We start from the raw sequence: 17453 nt of genomic DNA, 5'->3' as shown, positions 1-17453 counted from the left end.
CTGTTATACTTCGGTTCATAACAAGTTAACTAATATGACATGAGAAGATGACAGGAGGAGTTATGAATGGGAAATCGATTAATATGGAAGGTTTTCGCTGCTTTATCCATTAGTTCACTGTTAATACCAGGTGTGAATGTAGTCAATGCTGACATCGATCAAGCGTCCGTGAAGCCAAAGACGCATGTTCTGAAGGCGAATTCCGAAAATGTCCGGTGGGGCAATATAGGCAAGGGTGAAGCAGTGCTCACCGTCAACTCCGGAGATATCGTTACGGTGGATGCGATTACTCACCATTCCGGCGATGACTATGAACGAATGATCAAAGGTGACGCTGGCGTCGAAGATATTTTTCATTGGACCGAATCCGAGAAGACGGAAGCAGATCGTGGTCCGGGAGTACATATCATGACAGGCCCAATCGCGGTTGAAGGAGCGGAACCGGGAGATGTACTGGAAGTGAAGATTTTGGATATGAAACTTCGTCCTAATGGTAACGGCGAATATGCAGGGAAAACATATGGTTCCAACGTGGCTGCAAACTGGGGGTTTCTATATGGAGAGATGGAAGAAGAACCGGTGACACGTGAGGTTGTGACGATTTACGAAATGGATTCTGAAGGCGGTACGGATTACGCTAAGGCACTATATAGCTATAGATGGACTCCTCAAACCGATCCGGATGGAAATGTGCATCCTACAATAGATTATCCTGGTGTGGTCGTCGATCATACAACGGTGAAGGAAAATCACAATGTCCTGAAAGATGTTCGAGTGCCTGTTCGACTCCATTTCGGTACCATGAGCGTAGCTCCGAAGGAAGCGGATATCGTTGATTCGGTTCCACCTTCCTATTATGGCGGAAATATCGATGACTGGCGTGTTACGGAAGGAGCAACCATGTATTATCCGGTTTCTGTCCCGGGAGCGCTGCTGTCAATCGGTGATCCACACGCAGGGCAAGGAGACTCTGAATTAAATGGAACAGCCATTGAAACTTCAGTAACTGGAGATGTTCAGATTATTCTTCATAAAAAAGATAAGCTGGATAACAAATTAAAGTCATTAAACTTCCCATTGCTGGAAAATGAGAACGAGTGGGTGGTCCATGGTTTCAGCTACGCGAACTATCTTGAAGAACTGGGTGAGGATGCCCAGAAGGAAATCTTCGATAAATCTTCCCTCGACAAGGCGATGAAAGATGCTGCGCATAAAACTAAGGCTTTTCTAATGAGAGGCATGGAACTAACCGAAGACGAGGCTTACTCTTTAATGTCGGTAACCACCGATTTTGGGGTTACACAGGTAGTCGATGGGAACTGGGGAGTTCATGCAATTGTTGACAAGAAGTTGTTTGGGGACGCTGAACGGAATATGACTCCATTACGCAGCAGCTTTGAACAATTTGGTGCCAAGATTGAATGGGAGCCAAAAACGAAAATGGTTTCAATCCTGTATAATGGCAATACACTAACAGCGAAACTTGGAGAAACGAAGGCTTCATTCAATGGAGAAACCGTTAGACTGATTGCTCCTATTCAATTAAATGCCCAGAAGTCAGCAGAGGTAAGCGAGTACTTCGTCGATTTCTATCAAGCCAAGCTTTCCAAGACGAACTAACCCATTTCATAAAGCAATAATTCCTTAATATAAAAAACAAGAACCGTTGGTCTTAACGCCTGACGGTTCTTGTTTTTTTATATATTCAATCCATCCTGATTTTTGTGTCGTTTCATCAGAATCTGCGTTTCAGCGCGGACGATACCTTTCAGCGAATATATGGATTCGTTCATGAATTGTTCCATCTCTTCAATACTCTCGACAAGAATATGTATATGGAGGATACAGGGACCAGTCATTTCGTATAACACAGCAACTTTATCGTTATGTTTCAACGCCTCTATGATCTCATTCAAATGTGCTGGCTCCACTTCAAGCTCCAAATAGGCAGATATCTTTTTGCCGAGCTTTTCGGCGCTAATTACAATGGAGAACTGTTCAATGATTCCTTGATTGACAAGCCGGTCTATGCGCTCTTTGACGGCAACACCAGACAATCCAACCTCTTTAGCCAAATCGGTATAGGATATCCGGCTGTTTTGAGCCAGTCTTCGTAAAATATGACTATCAATTGAATCTAACATGAGCTTCACTCCTTTCCGCTTCATATTGTAACAGAAAAAAAGACCACACGCCCGTGCGGGGTACATAATCCCTGAGATTTGGAACACACTAACAACCGTAGTGGGATGAAGTGTCTCTGCTGAGTTGCTTCAATATTTCCGCTTAATATTACTCGGCATGTTAACTGGTAAATATATAGTAGCTTGACAATACTCATTAAAAGGAGTACGATTAATTGTGTCAAATAAACGACAAAACTTACGTTATGACTAAATCATATGATTATGGTTACATATAAAATCACGTTAGTTTTGTCTAAAATTCAACAATTACTGGAGGAATCACCATGACTAATCTTAAAGACAAAGTAGCTATCATTACAGGCGGAGCTTCCGGAATTGGTTTGGCCACAGTAAAAGCCTTCTTGGATAAAGGATCGAAGGTTGTTATTGCAGATTATAATGAAGAGCACGGCAAAGCTGCCGAGCAGGAATTAAAACAAACATATAATGATGATGTAGTGTTCATCAAAGTTAATGTTGCCGACGAAAAACAAGTTGAAAACCTGGTAGCAGAGACAGTGAAGCAGTTTGGTAAACTGGATGTCATTTTCAATAATGCAGGCATTGGTGTTCAAAAGCCTTCGCATGAATTAACGGACGAAGAATACAAACGTGTCATTGCAATCAATCAGGACGGTGTATTCTACGGTGCGAAATATGCGATCCGTGAAATGCTGAAAACGGGCGGAGGATCTGTAATCAGCACTTCCTCGATCCTGGGATCTGTTGGTGAACCAACTTCCATGCCTTATGCTGCTAGTAAAGGTGCGGTCAACCAAATTACGAAATCACTCGCTCTGGAGTATGCTGACCGTAACATCCGCGTCAACGCAGTTGCTCCTGGATTTGTGGAAAGTGGCATGGTCAACAAAGAAGCTCTTGGTGAGTTCTATGATAGCCTGGTTGCCAAACATCCACTTGGACGTCTGGGTAAACCGGAAGAAATTGCACATGCAGTTGTATTCCTGGCTGAAAATGATTTCGTTACAGGAACAACCGTCTTCGTAGATGGCGGATACCTGGCTAAATAAGATTCTAATAAGAAGAGGCTCCCTTAAAGGGAGCCTTTTTTAATTTCTGTTTTGTTGTGTTGTCATTTTAAATAGCTGCTCACATTATTTCGAAATTCCCTGGGTGTAATCCCATACATGGCTTGAAAAACGCGGTTAAATGTTCGCTGGCTCTCGAAGCCTGCGCTGCTGCTTACAGTGGTTAAGGAAACATTCGTAGTACGGATTAATTTTGCTGCATATTCGACTCGCAGCATGGAGAGGTAATTGCGAAAGTTCATCTGTATCCGTGTGGAAAAGATGTGGGAAATATAATATTTGCTCACATTAAACTCGGCTGCTATAGTGTCCAGGGAGAGAGGTTCCGTAAAATGATTAGCCATGTATTTCATAATTTTCTGAGGCATATCCACGATCGGGGGGCGCTGTCGCTGCTCCAACTCGACCTGAGATAACAGGTGCGAGATGATGATATGAGCCCAACCAAGCTTAATGGCGTAATTATCTTCTTTTTTTATTTTTTTGAATGCATATACCGCATCCTTATGTACATATTTCTTCAAAATCCATGGAGACACCGGCTGAAGTTGAAGGAAATCGGGGAACAAGCCTTCAAATACTTTCGGATTGATAATAAGCAGAACGGCATTTGCAGTTTGTTGACCACTTTTGAAATATCGATGAATCATATCCGGAAAAATCAATGCTGCGTCACCGGGATGCAATTCATATGAGACATCGTTAATCTCGACGGATTGCGTGCCAGAGTAGACGTATAATACCTCAATTTCACTGTGCATATGCGTGGGAAAAGCGATCTGTCTTGCATTGCGGCTAATTGTAAAATCATCTTTGCGGATCTCGTAAAATGGCAGCATGATTCAAACCCTCCTGTGCAATATTTGGCTGATTTCTAATACGTTATGTCTAAACTCATATCATTTGCTGTGTTAAAATTCAAGTAAATATTACCAAATGGAGGAAGAAACTAAGGGTTTTAACTCTTTCAGTTGTAATCGCTTACAAATATGAAAGGAGAGAATTGTGCTTTGAGAAAAAGTAAAACGTTCTACAACATTTTTATTCCGGTTCTGCTCCTTAGCGTTGGAATTGTTATCGGCTTTGGAAGTTATATATACATCTCAACGACCAACTCAGTCGTGGACCGGGTTGGGGACGGTCAGCAGAGCCTCATTACACAGATCCGAAATACGCTCGAGCAGAAAATTCAAACCATTGAATATGCGTTCGCGACTTATAGCACGACGCCTTCATTTCGCTCGGTCATCGACAGCCCGATGACGGAACAGGAATTTGAAGCCTATCGGGAATTGAAATCTCAATTGGGTTATATCGCGACCATGGGTCTTGAGGGGGTTCAATATACGTTAGTCAGCCTTCAGCAAAAGTGGAGTTTGTCCAACGGTACGGTGTCCCGAATGACCTCCGAAGAGACGGAGCTTTTACAGAATCAGTTTGCAGATCAGGAAGGTAGCGGCTTGTACTGGACGAAAACGTCTGATGGTATCCGGCTGCTGCAAGGACTTCCGGTGCATTCCAAGAAAAAACAAGCTGTTGCCTTGTCGGATATCTCCCTCCAAACACTTAATCGTTCGTTGCTGGTTAAACCAAATACATCCATCTATATTTTAAACAAACAAGGCGAGCCATTGTACACAACGAAGTCGGATCAAGAGCACTTATCCAACCAGCAAATGAAACTCATCAGCGAGCGAACCGTCAAGCAAGCGCAGACTGGACAATTGGAACTGCCAAGTTCATCGGGAGATAAAATCATCGCCCTATACGCACGATCTGATTACAATGGCTGGACGTATGTTACGCTGCTTGATGCAAAAGAAGTCAGCGGAGCCTTAACACCGATCCGGATAGGTCTTATTGTGATGGGAATCGTGATTATGGCGCTTATGGTCATTATAGCCTATATCCTTTCCGTCTATCTGACTAAGCCTTTTCGCAAGATACAAAAGAGGCTGGCAGATACTTCTAAGCCAATGGTCAAGGACGAAGTTGATTGGATTATTCAATCGATCGATTCAATCGTATCCGAAAAAAAGGATCTGGAACAGCTTATTCAGCTTGAAAAACCAAAGCTCGAAGCCCAATTTGTTCTTAATTTGCTGCAAAACCGTCTGACCAGAGAAGAAGTAGAGAAAAATCTGGAGCGGTTTGGATATGACATCGACAGCAGCACGGTCTTCATCACCATGCTGATCCAAGTGGACCGATGCGGTGAGGGGTCATGGTCGGATAAAGATGTGCTTTTACTCACCGTGAACCAGTTGGTGCAAGAGATTATTCCCGCAACCGAACGCATGCTTCCTGTCGTATTGAATGAGCGTACACAAGCGACGTTATTGTTTTGCAGCACTGACAAGGTGGCGGAGATACAGAATCTGATCGCAAAATATGCCAAGAATATAATCCTCTCTTCCAGAGATTATTGGAATGCCTCCGTGAGTGTAGGGGTCAGTGCACCATATGAGGATCTGCTGCAGAGCCGTGAAGCATGTTCAATGAGTCTTGAAGCATTATATCAACGCCTGAAACTGGGCAAGGAATCCGTTATATTTTATGAAGATATCTCTCGTGGAAGTAGCGGGCCAATGTTACTGCGTTATCCCAAGGAGTTGGAATCGCAGCTGTTTGACGCCATCCGACTTGGTGACAAGGATGAGGCAACCCGAACATTATACCCTCTGCTCGCCGACATGATGAAGCATAGTCAGAACCCGATGAATCTGGAAATTATTCTGATTCGTTTTGTGAACAATCTGATCCATTTGGAGCAGCTGATTGGAGCAGAAGTGCTGCTTACTCAAAGCAACGCAACGCTCTACCAAAGGCTCCTCAATACACTTAACCCGGAGGAAATCGAACATATTCTCGTTCATGAAGTTATCTATCCAATGGTTGTCAGTATGCAGGAGAAGGCAAATCATCAATTTCGTTCGGTTGCTGATCAGATTGCATCGATTGTGCGCACCGAGTATGATCAGGAGCTATCGCTTGAGTCGATCAGTGAACGTTTGCATTATACGCCCAACTATCTAAGCAGCATATTCCGCAAGGAATACGGTATGACCTTCAGTGATTATTTGATGGGATTCCGGCTTGACGTGGCAAGAAAATGGCTGATCGATACAGACATGCCCATCAAGGACATCGCAGAACGTCTCGGTTATCAGAATTCGCAGAACTTTATTCGTTCGTTCCGCAAACAAGAACATGTCACGCCGGGTGCCTATCGGAAGATGAAGCTCGAGCTGTGAGGGTAAGGGAGCTCTGCTAACCTGCCGCTTCATATTGCGGCAATGCAGCAAAAGAATCCCCTTAGGTCAAGGACCTAAGGGGATTGGTTTTATGTCAAAATGAACACGTCGATTAACCTTTTACCGATCCGAGCAAAGCTCCTTTTGTAAAGTGCTTCTGTACAAAAGGATAGGCAATGAGCATCGGGACGGTTGCCACGACGATCACACTCATCTTAATGGTCTGGGACGGAGGGACAATATCAACGGCTGAACTATTGCCTTCCATTCCGCTTGATACAATGACGATTTGACGAAGAAGAACCTGCAGCGGCCACATTTTGGATTCATTGAGATACAGAATGGCATTCATATAAGTATTCCAGTAGGAGACTCCGTAAAAAAGAGATAATGTGGCAATCGATGGGAGGGCTAGTGGAAGCATGATCTGCCACAATATGCGAAAGTCATTTGCACCGTCAATTTTGGCCGATTCCTCCAGACTGTCCGGTAGGGCTTGGAAAAAGTTGCGCATGATAATCAGGTTAAATGCGTTAATTGCTGTAGGTATAATCATGGACCAGTAGGAGTCGATCAACCCGGCTGCTTTGACGATTAAAAAGGTGGGAATCATGCCCCCACTGAATAACATGGAAAATACGACGATAAAGTTGATGACGTTTCTCCCAAGAAGATAACGTCGGGATAATCCGTATGCCATGAGTGCTGTAAGTGTCATGCTGACTGCGGTGCCGACGAGGGTGATGAAGATGGAAACGCCGAGCCCTTTAAAGATGGTCGGAGTGGACAGGATATACCGATAGGCGTCGAGCGAAAATGACGTTGGAAACAATATGAATTTCTTCTGCACGATCTCCTGGGTTGAGGCAAACGAGCTGGCAACCACGTTAATGAAAGGCAAGAGGCAGGCAAGGGCAAAGAGGAGCAGAAGTGTATAGTTCACTACGTTAAATATGACGCTTCCGAGCGTTTCCTTCTTGAGTGCGGCTTTTGACATGTCGATGAGTTCCTCCTTAATAATTGGTCTCTTCCCACCATATCAAGGGTGAAGGATAACGTATATAATCATATCCTAAGACCTTGCTGCAGCAGGTATGAGAGGGAAATTCAAGGAGAATCAAACGGATAATCATTAACCGAGTTAATAATCATAAGCTACAATCCACACGGGAAAAAGCCTTGTCACAAGCACTTATGTCACGATTACCGGAAGCATGATAGCTAATGATTATGTACGGAATGAACTGTAGGGGATATGCTTGACTTCGAACACATGTTAACCGATCAAGGAGGTCAGCGAGCAGTGAAAGATTCCAATTCCCCAGTTGTTTCGTTACAAGGCAAACTGCACCGAAAAACGGGAATCGGTCATCAATTAAGGAGTGTAGCCACCAACAAACTTCTATATCTGATGATTCTTCCGGGGTTTGTCTACTTCGTAATCTTCAAGTATTTTCCGATGGGTGGACTGATCATTTCATTCCAGGACTATCAGCCGTATCTCGGCATCAAGGATAGTCCATGGGTCGGTTTCAAGCATTTCATACGGCTGTTTACCGAACCAACCTTTGCCATGCTGCTCAGCAATACACTACTGTTATTTGCACTTGAATTGATTCTTTTTTTCCCAATTCCCATTATTCTCGCCCTTATGCTGAATGAGGTCAGGCATAAGATGTTCAAAAATTCGATTCAGACCATCGTGTACATTCCACATTTCATGTCATGGGTCATCATCGTATCCATAACTTATGTATTTCTGAGTGTGGATGGCGGAGTTGTTAATGAAATGATTGCTGCTTTTGGCGGAACCAAAATCAGCTTCCTCACCTCGCCAGAATGGCTTCGTCCCATGTACATTTTGCAGATTATCTGGAAAGAGGCCGGATGGTCAACCATCATTTATCTCGCCGCCATTACGGTGGTGGACACGCAACTCTACGAAGCAGCAGATATGGACGGAGCGAGCCGGTTACGCAAAATGTGGCATGTGACTCTTCCAGCCATTCGCCCTGTAATTATTACGTTGTTGATTCTGAAAATCGGTAATACGCTTGAGCTTGGCTTTGAGCACATGTATCTGCTGCTGAATTCGCTCAATCGGGAGGTCGGAGAAATTTTTGATACGTATATCTTCACAGCCGGCCTGAAGAACGGACAATTAAGCTTCAGCACTACTGTTGGATTGTTCAAAGGCCTGGTTGGATTGATTCTGGTGATCATAGCCAACAAGCTTGCCAAAAAGTTTGGTGAAGATGGGGTCTATTAACCTGGCTTAGAATCGCTGTAATAGATCACAGCAAAACTTAAAACATGAAAAAGGGGATATGAACATGAAATTCCGTTATGCAAAGTTGATAGCGCTTACCATTTGTGGCAGTCTACTGCTTAGTGCCTGCGGAGGAGAGAATGCAGAGCCACAAACGAATGCGGATGGAAAGCCTATTATTAGCTGGTTGAACATTCTGCATTCTGCTTCGCCGCCGACGGATACCGTGTTGAACAAAATCGAGGAACTGACGAATACGGATATTCAATTTTCCTGGATTCCGGATGCCTCGAAAGAGGAGCGTTTGAACACCTCTTTAGCCTCCGGCTCTCTGGCTGATATTGTTTCACTCACCATTCTGGAGAATTCGTCGGTTCGAAATGCATTGAAGGCCGGTGTTTTCTGGGAAGTGGGGCCTTACCTGGACGAATTCCCGAATTTGAAAGGGATCTCCGCGGACATGAGAAACTCGGCTTCGATCGATGGCAAGTTGTATGGGATTCCGATGCAGAAGCAGGTTTCCCGTAATGGAGTCATCATTCGTAAAGACTGGCTCGATAAAGTGGGATTACCTGTACCCAAAACAACTGCAGAGCTGATGGAAGTCGCCAAGGCATTTACCGAGCAGGACCCTGATGGTAATGGCAGCCAAGATACGACCGGTTTTATTGACCGGAGCGATCTCGTTTTCGGTGCTTTCAAGACGCTGGGTTCATATTTCGGTACTCCGAGCGGCTGGGCAGTCAGCGAGGATGGCAAGGTAACGCCCGAGTTTGAATCCGAAGGTTACGTTAAGGCGATGGATTATATGAAGGAGCTGTACAATAACGGATATATCAATCAGGATTTCGCAGTAACGGCGAAAAAAGATCAGCAGGAGGGCTTTGCACAGGGAAAAGCAGGAATCTATGTTGGTGCGCTGTTTGATAGCAAAAACCTGCTCAATCTGGCCAAAGGTGTACAGGATGACATGGATTTAATCATGGTGAACGACATTACTTCAACAGGTAAAGAAAGTGATCGTGCGATCTGGTCCACATCCAATGGCGTAGGCGGGCTGCTGGCATTCCCCAAATCGGAAGTAAAGGACGAGGCTGAGTTAAAGCAGGTCTTGAAATTCATGGACGATCTCATGAGTGAAGAGGTCTACACGTTGATGACGTATGGTATCGAGGGTGTGCATTACAGCCTGGAGGGCAATGCGGCAACGATCACCGACACCAAGCTCTGGGAGCAGGAAGTGCAGCCCTTCTCTTCCTCACGTCCGAATGAGAATGGATATGATATTCATGATTCGGACCCATTGCGAGTGGAATCCGATCGTTTGATTCAGGAAAACACGAAATATGCAGTGCTTAATCCAATGTACTCCCTTGAATCTGCGACATTCTCGGAGCAAGGATCGGAACTGCAAAAAATCATCACGGATGCCACGTATAAATACATTCTCGGCAAGCTGGATCTGCAAGGATTCCAGGACGCGGTTCAGACTTGGAGAAAGTCCGGCGGCGACAAGATTATAACGGAATATGAGGCAGCGTACCAAGCTGTGCAGAACAAATAATATCATGACTTATCGAAGGAGGAAGAGAAACCATGATTGATATTCAGTCTCCATGCCTTTGGGCAGTGCATACCGCAGAAACCATTATGGAGCGTACGCCCAGACTGTATGAGGCAAACGGGTATCATGGAAAATGGTCTTATGATTACGGGGTCATTCTGAAGGGATTTGAGCTGCTGTGGAAAGTGACTGGCGAAAGCAAATATGCGGCGTACATCCGCGAGAATATGGATTATTTTATACAAAGTGATGGAACGATCCGCGGGTACCGTCAGGATGAGCATAATATTGATCATCTGAATAACGGCAAGCTGCTGTTTGGATTGTTCCAATTAACTGGCGATGCAAAATACAAGATGGCTGCCTCTCAACTGAGGGAGCAGCTTCGCAGTCACCCCCGTACGTCAGAAGGCGCGTTCTGGCATAAGCAAGTGTACCCTTATCAGATTTGGCTGGACGGATTGTATATGGGCGCGCCGTTTTATCTTGAATATATGCTTCGGTTCGAACAGGAAGACGAGCAAAATCTGGATGATGTGACAAGGCAATTTATTCTCTGTGCACAACACAACCGTGACGGGCAAACGGGTCTGCTCTACCATGCCTGGGATGAGAAGCGTATGCAGGCTTGGAGTGACCCCAATACCGGACAATCGCCAAACTTCTGGGGCCGGTCCATGGGTTGGTTCGTCATGGCGCTGGTTGATGTACTGGAATTGCTTCCGGACACTCATCAGGACCGCCCGAAGCTGATTGAGATTCTAAATGAGTCGATGTTAGCACTTCGAAGTTTCCAGGACCCTTCTACTGGGGTATGGTATCAGGTGATTAATGAAGGAACTCGAAAAGGAAATTATCTGGAAGCCTCTGCCTCCAGCATGATCGTGTATGCCATGGCCAAAGGCATTCGACTGGGTTGGTTACAGGACGAAAGCTGGCTCAACTCGCTGATGCATGCCTACGCCGGTTTAATTTCAGAATTTGTCATGGAAACCAAAGAAGGCTGGGTCAATCTGTACAAAAACTGTCAGGTTGCAGGTCTTGGAGGAGAACCGAGACGGGACGGTACCTATGCTTATTATATCAGTGAACCGATCATTACCAACGATCAAAAGGGGCTGGGAGCTTTCTTGCTGGCCTGCACCGAATATGAATATTTGTTAAATCGAAAGGATTAATTCATTCCACCTGTAAATTGCCCGTATCCGTTAAATGGATCAAAATGATACGGGCATAACATACTCCTTACACCTTTTTGTTCACAGGACAATATGGTTATTCAATTTGATTAATTGTGATAACGCTTACATTTAATAAAGGGGGTGATTGGGTCCGCTGAAAGGTTAATCGCCTCTCAGTACTGCATTTGCCAATTGGAGTATACGAAACCGGAGGAGGTAGATTTTATTGAAAAGGATTGTGTCGCTCATCTTGATCGTATCGATGCTGTTCAGTGTTTTGCCGGGAATGGCTGCTGCGGAAGAAACAGGAGATTCAGGTATGCTGCCTGCTTTTCCTGGAGCTGAGGGCGGCGGGATGTATACGACTGGTGGCAGGGGAGGTTCTGTTTACGAAGTAACTACCCTAGCTGACTCGGGCCCTGGCTCTCTTCGCGAAGCCGTTAGTCAAAATGATACAACCGTCGTATTCAAAGTGGGTGGAACCATTCATCTGGAAGCTCCTCTGGTTATAACAGGTTCCAATCTTACCCTGGCTGGACAGACTGCGCCTGGAGAAGGGATCACCGTCTCGGATTATTGGACCACATTTCAGGCAGATAACATTATCGTAAGACATATGCGCTTCAGGCTTGGAGACAAACACCCAAGTGAGGATGATGTATTTGGAGGGCGATATCATAAAAACATCATCATCGATCACTGTTCATTCACTTGGTCTGTGGATGAAGTCCTTAGCATGTATGTAAACGAAAATACAACCGTGCAGTGGTCCGTCATTGCCGAGAGCATGCTGATGACGACCCACCAAAAGGGCAGGCATGGATATGCGGGCATTTGGGGCGGAAATAATACCTCATTCCATCATAATATCATCGCCCACAATGTAAGCCGTAACCCGAGATTTGCCGGGGCTCCCGGATTTAATACCGAATCATACAACAATGTCGTGTACAACTGGGGTTTTTTCTCTGCCTATGGCGGTGAGGAAGGCAACTACAATTTAATGAACAATTATTACAAATACGGCCCCAATACGTATCGTTCCGTGAGGGACCAGCTATTCCTTGATGTGAGTGCCAATACGCGTCTCCATGTAGGCGGCAATATCGTTGACGGATTTCCCGAGATTACTGCAGATAACTGGCTCGGTGTCGGGACTCTTGCGAATCCTGAATCCAAGCTTGATTCTCCGGTAGTCATGGCGAATCCATCGCCTATGGATGATGCGGAAACGGCGTATGACCGTGTTCTTGCCGAAGCTGGTGCTGTCCTGCCGAGAAGGGATGCGATTGATGCAAGAATCGTTAATGATGTTAAAAATCGTTCCGGTCAGCATATCAATTCCCAAAAAGAAGTGGGAGGATATGTGGAGTTTGAAGAGGTGTTATCCACGCAGCCCGATGATGATCATGACGGAATGCCGAACGACTGGGAAGTCGCTCAAGGGCTGAATCCGAACGATGCCTCAGACCGAAATGAAATTCACGAATCGGGTTATACCCATCTTGAAATGTATCTGAACAGCATTACAGGCAATGGATCATTGAACCCTGTAGTTTCTATTGATTCTCCTTCCAACCATACGATTGCGACAGAGGAGGATTCCATTGAAATTGTGGCCTCGGCCTCCGATCCGGACGGCACCATCTCCAAGGTGGAATTTTATCAAAACGATATTAAATTGGGCGAAGATGATACCGCTCCTTATTCTTTGACCTGGGACAGTGTAGAGGACGGTACACATTATCTCACCGTTCGTGCAATTGACAATACGGGAACGGCCACGCAATCGGATAATGTCTCCGTTCATGTTAATAAAGAAGGAAGTATTTCGCCCTGGACTTCAACAGACGTCGGAACACCTGGCATTGCAGGCCATACACAGCTGGGTGCTGCAGAAACGGATGTAATCGTCAAATCTGCAGGTGATATTGCTGGTGCTTCGGATCATTTTCATTATGCCTACCAGACACTGGAGGGTAATGGCGAGATCGTTGCTCGGGTCGATCGGGTGACCGCCACGGATGACGGAGCAGAAGCAGGTGTAATGATCCGTGAGAGCTTGGGCGATTCCTCGCCATTTATCGCGCTGATGACGTCCTATGTCAAAGGCGGGCAGAAAGCAGTAAGTTTGACGCGTGAATCCCAAGGGGCAGATGTCACCTTTCAGGAACCAGAGACATTCATTACACTTCCTTACTGGGTGAAGCTGGTCCGACTGGGTGATCAGGTAACATCTCTCGTGTCCAAAGACGGAGCAGACTGGTCCGTGGTGAGTACGACAGATTTTCCCGTGAGCAGCACGGTTTACGTCGGACTTGCGGCAGATGCCTCCAAACCGGACGACGAAGTGGATAAACTGAATACATCTGTTTTCTCCGGTGCAGCTGTTCAGCAACTGGATGCTGATTTCCCTACGGCCCCAACCCAACTCATCGCAGAAGCAGGACCGAAATCAGTCGTATTATCCTGGGAAGAGGTGAACAATGCAGCTTCGTACTCGGTTTTCCGAGCCGAGATATCCGGTGGTCCGTACACGGAGCTGCAGAGCGGAATAACATCTGCTTCGTACACAGATTCTGACCTGACTGTTGGAAAGACCTATTATTACGTCATTAAAGCGGTGAATGAGAAAGGAACCAGCTTCTCCTCGGAAGAAGCGCAAGCAGTACCCGAAGGGGAGCTTGAAACCATTGAGTATATCCGTGATGACTTTGAAGGACTTGAGATTAGCCAAACACCACCTGGTTACGCCGTGCTCCCTGATCCCCAGGATGCAGATCATCGGGTCGAGGTGGCGGAAGTCCCTTCTGAAACCAGCGGTAATCCGTCGACAAAGTCATTAAAACTGTATGATAATGCCCCAGGCACAACACAATTTATACGTTCTTTTCAACCTCAACTCGGCAGCTTTGTATTGGAAACGGATCTCATGTCACCTTCCTGGCCTGGGACAGCATATGTATTGCAGCTGCAAAATAACGCCGGAAACCGTACGCCGCTTTCGATAGAAATACGCAAACCTGCTGCTCCCGCCGCAGAAGATAGCTATACACTCGTTTACAAGAGAGACGGGGTGGATCACAAACTGATGGATGCACCAGCAAACAATCAATGGTACAACCTGAAGATTACTGGCAATGTAGCTATGCAAAAAGCGGATATCTATATCGACAATGTACGAGTAGCGGATAACATTCCGTTCCAGGCGGATGTGCTCACCGATGGAATTGGCCGCATTCTGGCCAAAACACCTGGCACAGGCAAAGGGACCATATATTATGATAACCTTCATCTCTACGTTGAGCCTGTGGCAGCACCTAAAGGGCTCACTGCACAGCCAGGTAATGGTATGGTTAAACTCAATTGGGACGAAGCCGAAGGAGCATCAACCTACAATATTAAACGAAGCACAGAGGATGAGTCAGCTTACGAACTAATTGCTTCTGAAGTCGCAGACACCAGCTTTATCGACGAAACGGTTGTAAATGGTACAACGTACCATTATGTCGTCACTGCACTAGGTGCTTCAGGAGAAAGCGGACCTTCCAACAAAGTGGAAGTCACACCTTCAGAGGATGCCGTGAAACCCGAAGCACCAGAGAAACTGGAGGGGAAATCCAGAGATGCACAGGCCGAATTGGAATGGCAGCCCATTGAACAGGCGAGCCATTACACGGTTAAACGTAGTGTTCAGGCAGATGGCCCATTTGCTTCTGTAGCAGCGAAACTGACGCAACCATCCTTCCGAGATGGCGGACTGGATAATGGGGTCACCTATTATTATGTAGTTTCGGCAACTGGTATTGGTGGTGAAGGAGCGGATTCAGCGCCTGTTGCGGTTACGCCATCAAGAGCGTTGTCTACGCCTGAGCCTGTCGTAAAACCGCAGCCGAATTCAATTCAGATGGAGTGGCAACCGATTGAGGGAGCGGCAACTTATCAGATCAAGCGCTCCACCGAATTAAACGGAACATATGAAGTCGTAGCTGAAGCGCAGTCCCAAACTTCATACACAGATACAGGGCTCACGAACGGTGTACCTTACTATTACAAAAATTATTGCTGTAAACGGAGATACGCATAGTCTCGAGTCTGCCCCAACAGGAGCAAGACCGTCCGCTGATGACGGAACCCTCATGTCTCCAACAGGATTGCATGCAGAGCCGGAAGATGGTGGAATTACTTTGAGCTGGGAAGGCTTACAGGGAGCAGACAGCTATGCTGTAAAACGCAGTGACTCCCCTGATGGGCCGTATGCTTCCATTGCTGCGGAGGTGACCGAAACGTCTTATACCGATTCAGGGCTAACCAACGGGAGGACGTACTACTATTTGGTTACGGCAAATAATGAAGCTGGAGAGGGGATGTCATCTGTTCCCGTATTCGAAACTCCGGCGGTCACTTTGACTGTTGCTTCCGATGGTAGTGGGGAATTCAAGCGAGTGCAGGAAGCCATAGATGCAAGTCCTGACCATGCGACTATCCCTACCATTATCCGAATCAAAGATGGGATCTATCGTGAAAAGTTGAATGTGCCTTCGAGTAAAACCCACCTACGGATGATTGGAGAGAGTCGTGAAGGCACCATCCTGGTCTACGGGGATTCGGCTAGCACACTAGACGGGAACGGCAATCCTCTTGGTACATCGAACAGCTACAGCTTCCGCGTTCAAACGAATGACTTTACAGCTGAACATCTGACGATACAGAATGATGCGGGTGACAATGCCGGGCAAGCGGTAGCCCTTTTTGCACGCGGGGATCGCCTTGTGTTCCGTGATGTCAGCCTGAAGGGCTGGCAGGACACGTTGTATGTCAACGACGGCAGACAGTACTATGTTGACAGTTACATTGAAGGCGATGTTGATTTCATATTTGGGAACGCCGCTGCTCTCTTTGAGAACAGCATCATTCATAGTCTGAGTAATGGTTATGTGACTGCGGCCTCCACAGCCGAAGGCAAGCCAGGGTATGTTTTTCTAAACAGCCGAATTACTGCCGAATCCGGATTGACAGGCAATGTGGCTCTTGGTAGACCGTGGCGGCCGAACGCGAGTGTTGCCTATATAAACAGTTATATGGATGATCATATCAGCCCGGCAGGATGGAACAATTGGAGCAATCCTGATAATGAAAAGACTGCACGTTTCGCCGAGTATGCCAGTTATGGACCTGGTGCCAATGCCAAAGGAAGAAGTAACTGGTCCACTCAGCTGACTGCTGAAGAAGCGGAAAAATACCTTCCGGCTACGCATTTTGCAGGGTCTGATGCATGGAATCCATCGTTAGACGTTTCATTGGTTCATGCAAATCGGGATCTGGCCAGTTTATCCGTGAATGGAAAGCCTCTGTCAGAATTTAACTCATCTCAGAAGAACTATGAGGTTGAAGTTAATACAGGCAGCGCGCTGCCGCTTGTTTCAGCGGATGCTCTATCCGGCAAATCGGTCGTGGAAGTGAAGCAAGCTGTGGCAGTACCGGGTCAGGCCGTGGTCAAGGTTACGGGGCAAGATGGTGGCGTGAAATCCTATATTATCAACTTCCGGACGGAAACCGTTAGAGATACCACGCCACCTGTACTGCAGCTCAAAGTGAATAAACCCGTTCTGAAAGAAAATGCAAACAAAATGGAGACTATCCGTGTTACAGCGGATGCCACCGATCAAGGAACAGGGGTAGCCTCTGTCAAACTCATATCCATTACAAGCAACCAACCGGATAAAGGCAAGGGACATGGTAACAAGTCACCTGACATCCAGGGAGCAGCATACGGTACTCCCGATTTCGAATTCAAGCTTCGGGCTGAACGTACAGGAAAAGGTAAAGGTCAGGACCGTGTGTATACAATTACTTATGAGGCAGCAGATCAAGCAGGGAATACATCACGATCATCTGTTAAAGTCGTTGTGAAAAAGTAAATAATGCTTAATTGACCTTTAGGAGTTAA

Annotated in this window: 11 protein-coding genes; 8 read left to right on the top strand and 3 right to left on the bottom strand. The window is 46.1% G+C overall.

Annotation, left to right across the window (positions count from 1 at the left end; genetic code table 11):
* Positions 1-66 precede the first annotated feature (66 nt).
* Positions 67-1620 carry an acetamidase/formamidase family protein gene (locus ABIC22_RS25540; RefSeq protein ID WP_354484756.1) on the top strand — a complete coding sequence of 518 codons (1554 nt, stop codon included), beginning with the start codon at positions 67-69 and terminating at the stop codon, positions 1618-1620.
* 77 nt (positions 1621-1697) lie between these two features.
* Here the strand turns inward: ABIC22_RS25540 and ABIC22_RS25535 are convergent, their stop codons facing one another.
* Entirely contained in the window at positions 1698-2144 is a 447-nt protein-coding gene (locus ABIC22_RS25535; RefSeq protein WP_127535846.1) for an Lrp/AsnC family transcriptional regulator, read from the bottom strand.
* A 326-nt stretch (positions 2145-2470) separates the two neighbouring features.
* Here ABIC22_RS25535 and ABIC22_RS25530 point away from each other — a divergent pair, with 326 nt between their 5' ends.
* Complete coding sequence (locus tag ABIC22_RS25530; RefSeq protein WP_127535845.1) at positions 2471-3217, top strand: SDR family NAD(P)-dependent oxidoreductase; 747 nt, start codon at positions 2471-2473, stop codon at positions 3215-3217.
* Between the two features lie 62 nt (positions 3218-3279).
* Here the strand turns inward: ABIC22_RS25530 and ABIC22_RS25525 are convergent, their stop codons facing one another.
* Positions 3280-4074: a helix-turn-helix transcriptional regulator gene (locus tag ABIC22_RS25525; RefSeq protein WP_127535844.1), complete on the bottom strand. Its 795-nt coding sequence runs from the start codon at positions 4072-4074 to the stop codon at positions 3280-3282.
* 171 nt (positions 4075-4245) lie between these two features.
* Between ABIC22_RS25525 and ABIC22_RS25520 the strand changes: the two genes are divergently transcribed.
* Positions 4246-6489, top strand: coding sequence for a helix-turn-helix domain-containing protein (locus ABIC22_RS25520; RefSeq protein ID WP_127535843.1), 2244 nt, complete (start codon positions 4246-4248; stop codon positions 6487-6489).
* Between the two features lie 112 nt (positions 6490-6601).
* Here ABIC22_RS25520 and ABIC22_RS25515 read toward each other — a convergent pair whose 3' ends face one another.
* Positions 6602-7486: a carbohydrate ABC transporter permease gene (locus ABIC22_RS25515; protein WP_095358198.1), complete on the bottom strand. Its 885-nt coding sequence runs from the start codon at positions 7484-7486 to the stop codon at positions 6602-6604.
* A gap of 414 nt (positions 7487-7900) precedes the next feature.
* Here ABIC22_RS25515 and ABIC22_RS25510 point away from each other — a divergent pair, with 414 nt between their 5' ends.
* The 5 genes from ABIC22_RS25510 to ABIC22_RS25490 all read left to right on the top strand — a co-directional run bounded on the left by ABIC22_RS25510 (position 7901) and on the right by ABIC22_RS25490 (position 17424).
* The gene (locus tag ABIC22_RS25510; RefSeq protein WP_246058089.1) at positions 7901-8758 is read left to right on the top strand and encodes an ABC transporter permease; all 858 of its coding nucleotides are present in this window, start codon (positions 7901-7903) and stop codon (positions 8756-8758) included.
* Positions 8759-8822: 64 nt separating this feature from the next.
* Complete coding sequence (locus ABIC22_RS25505; RefSeq protein WP_354484753.1) at positions 8823-10322, top strand: extracellular solute-binding protein; 1500 nt, start codon at positions 8823-8825, stop codon at positions 10320-10322.
* Between the two features lie 32 nt (positions 10323-10354).
* Positions 10355-11500 carry a glycoside hydrolase family 88/105 protein gene (locus tag ABIC22_RS25500; RefSeq protein ID WP_354484751.1) on the top strand — a complete coding sequence of 382 codons (1146 nt, stop codon included), beginning with the start codon at positions 10355-10357 and terminating at the stop codon, positions 11498-11500.
* Positions 11501-11729: 229 nt separating this feature from the next.
* Positions 11730-15590, top strand: a complete 3861-nt coding sequence (locus ABIC22_RS25495; RefSeq protein ID WP_354484749.1) for an Ig-like domain-containing protein — start codon at positions 11730-11732, stop codon at positions 15588-15590.
* On the top strand, positions 15541-17424 hold the full coding sequence (locus ABIC22_RS25490) for a pectinesterase family protein (protein ID WP_354484748.1): 1884 nt from the start codon (positions 15541-15543) through the stop codon (positions 17422-17424). Before ABIC22_RS25495 ends, ABIC22_RS25490 begins: the two co-directional genes overlap by 50 nt.
* Positions 17425-17453: the final 29 nt, after the last annotated feature.

The organism is Paenibacillus sp. PvP094 (genome assembly GCF_040546835.1).
Classification (GTDB): domain Bacteria; phylum Bacillota; class Bacilli; order Paenibacillales; family Paenibacillaceae; genus Paenibacillus; species Paenibacillus illinoisensis.
The sequence above is the reverse complement of the archived record's forward strand: the minus strand, read 5'-3'. Positions and strand labels throughout refer to the sequence as shown.

Excerpts from the sequence above, each read along its gene's own strand:
- ABIC22_RS25540 (WP_354484756.1), top strand. The coding sequence starts at position 67 with ATGGGAAATCGATTAATATGGAAGGTTTTCGCTGCTTTATCCATTAGT.
- ABIC22_RS25535 (WP_127535846.1), bottom strand. The coding sequence starts at position 2,144 with ATGTTAGATTCAATTGATAGTCATATTTTACGAAGACTGGCTCAAAAC.
- ABIC22_RS25530 (WP_127535845.1), top strand. The coding sequence starts at position 2,471 with ATGACTAATCTTAAAGACAAAGTAGCTATCATTACAGGCGGAGCTTCC.
- ABIC22_RS25525 (WP_127535844.1), bottom strand. The coding sequence starts at position 4,074 with ATGCTGCCATTTTACGAGATCCGCAAAGATGATTTTACAATTAGCCGC.
- ABIC22_RS25515 (WP_095358198.1), bottom strand. The coding sequence starts at position 7,486 with ATGTCAAAAGCCGCACTCAAGAAGGAAACGCTCGGAAGCGTCATATTT.
- ABIC22_RS25510 (WP_246058089.1), top strand. The coding sequence starts at position 7,901 with ATGATTCTTCCGGGGTTTGTCTACTTCGTAATCTTCAAGTATTTTCCG.
- ABIC22_RS25505 (WP_354484753.1), top strand. The coding sequence starts at position 8,823 with ATGAAATTCCGTTATGCAAAGTTGATAGCGCTTACCATTTGTGGCAGT.
- ABIC22_RS25500 (WP_354484751.1), top strand. The coding sequence starts at position 10,355 with ATGATTGATATTCAGTCTCCATGCCTTTGGGCAGTGCATACCGCAGAA.